Below are 2059 nucleotides of genomic sequence, written 5' to 3'. Positions count from 1 at the left end.
CACTCCGGCTTGCGTTCCACCGGGGTGGCCGCATTGCGCTGCTCGATCCGCAGCATTTTCCGGCCTTCTGGTGCCAGGGTGGACAGGGAGGGCTTGTTCGTCACGGGGAACTCCATAATTCAGGCCGCACCGAGGGTGCGGCGATGATTCGGGTTCCTCCCCGCTCTGTATGTGACCTGAGAGTTTCCGCGGGCCCTGCTCTTACAGGGTGCCGCTTGCACCGTCGGTGAGCCCGCGTAACGGACTGCTTTCCAGAGTTGCCTCGCCGCGGCGGTACGTGGGCCTGAGAGATTCCTGGGGAGGATTTGCTCCTACGGCGCCTGCAGAACGTACCGGCAGGACTCTCCCGCCGCAGATCATAAGCATGTGCCGCTTGTGGGTGACACAACTCACACAGTAGCCGCTGTGCGGACCACGCACAAAAATTACTTCCGGACCGTCAACTATTTCCGCTGTGCTACTTCCACTGCTTGGGCCACTTGACGTTCATCAGCAGCAATCCCAGCAGGAGCGCGTCGACGGTCATGACTGCGGCCATGAGGTAGGCCCAGCCGATCATCATGAGTTGTTCACCGCCGACCGACAGCCGGCAGCGCGGGGGTGCATCAGAATGCCCATGACAATCTCCTGACGTGGATCCCCCCAGTCACTCGATAGTCACCCCAGTGTGCCACGGCGGGACCCCGCAGGGAACGGGGGATCCGCCGCTATTTCAGCACGACGGTCCGGTTGCCCTGGAGGAAGACGCGTCCCTCGCAGTGCCAGCGGACGGCGTTGGACAGTGCTTTGCGCTCGGTGTCCCGTCCGGCGGCGACGAGGTCGTCGGCGGTGTAGGTGTGGTCCACCTCCACCACCTGCTGGGAGATGATCGGGCCCTCATCGAGCTCCGCGTTGACGTAGTGGGCGGTGGCGCCGACGGTCTTCACGCCGCGGGCGTGTGCCTGGTGGTAGGGCTTGGCGCCCTTGAAGCTGGGCAGGAAGGAGTGGTGGATGTTGATGGCACGGCCGTCGAGGCGCCGGGTGAGATCGTCGCTGAGGACCTGCATGTAACGGGCCAACACCACCAGTTCGACGTCGAGCCGGTCGACGAGTTCCATCAGGCTCTCCTCGGCCGCCGGTTTGGTGGCTGCCGTGACGGGCACGTGGAAGAAGGGGATGCCGTGCCATTCCACGATTCCCCGGTGATCCGGATGGTTCGAGACGACCCCGACAATGTCGATGGGCAGCTCGCCGATGCGGGCGCGGAACAGCAAATCGTTGAGGCAGTGCTCGAATTTGGACACCATGATCAGGACCCGGCATTTGGTCCCCTGGGCCCGCAGGTGCCACTGCATGCCAAACTTTTCGGCCACGGGCCCGAAGGCCTTCCGGAGTGAATCGAGGGTGGCCGGCCCGCCGGGGGAGTCCCCGGAGGAGGCAAAGTGGAGCCGCATGAAGAAATGGCCGTCGTCCTGGGAATCGAATTGCTTGCTCTCCAGGATGTCGCAGCCCTGCTCCAGCAGGAATCCGGACACGGCGTGGACGATTCCCCGGGTTTCCGGGCAATCGAGGGTCAGAACGTAGTCGGCGGCGGTGCTGTTCGCGGTGCTATTCAAGGTATCCACGGGTCAGCACTCGATGACGTTCACGGCGAGGCCTCCGCGGGAGGTTTCCTTGTACTTGGTCTTCATGTCCGCTCCTGTTTCACGCATGGTCTTGATGGCTTTGTCCAGCGATACTTTGTGGCTGCCGTCGCCGTGCAGGCACAGGCGGGCGGCGTTGATGGCCTTGACGCTGGCGATGGCATTGCGTTCGATGCAGGGGATCTGCACCAGTCCGCCGACCGGGTCGCAGGTCAGCCCGAGGTTGTGCTCGATGCCGACTTCGGCCGCGTTTTCCACCTGCGCGGGGGTGCCGCCCAGGACTTCGCAGAGCCCGGCCGCCGCCATGGAGCAGGCCGATCCGACTTCGCCCTGGCAGCCGACCTCGGCCCCCGAGATGGAGGCGTTGATCTTGAACAGGATACCGACGGCGGCGGCCGTCAGCAGGAAGCGGATGACGCCGTCGTCGTTGGCTCCGG

At 64.4% G+C, this 2059-nt stretch carries 2 protein-coding genes and 1 riboswitch; both genes read right to left on the bottom strand.

Features of this window, described 5'->3' with window-relative positions:
* Positions 1-261 precede the first annotated feature (261 nt).
* Positions 262-359, bottom strand: a riboswitch (glycine riboswitch).
* Positions 360-707: 348 nt separating this feature from the next.
* Positions 708-1604 (bottom strand): formyltetrahydrofolate deformylase, encoded by an 897-nt coding sequence (gene purU, locus BJQ90_RS18815; protein WP_226761728.1) that lies wholly within the window; start codon positions 1602-1604, stop codon positions 708-710.
* A gap of 3 nt (positions 1605-1607) precedes the next feature.
* Positions 1608-2059 (bottom strand): L-serine ammonia-lyase, iron-sulfur-dependent, subunit alpha (locus BJQ90_RS18810; protein WP_226761727.1); only part of this gene is annotated, 452 nt, incomplete at its 5' end.

The organism is Arthrobacter sp. SO3 (assembly GCF_020532825.1).
GTDB lineage: Bacteria > Actinomycetota > Actinomycetes > Actinomycetales > Micrococcaceae > Arthrobacter.
This window is presented reverse-complemented; position numbering and strand designations above follow the sequence as displayed.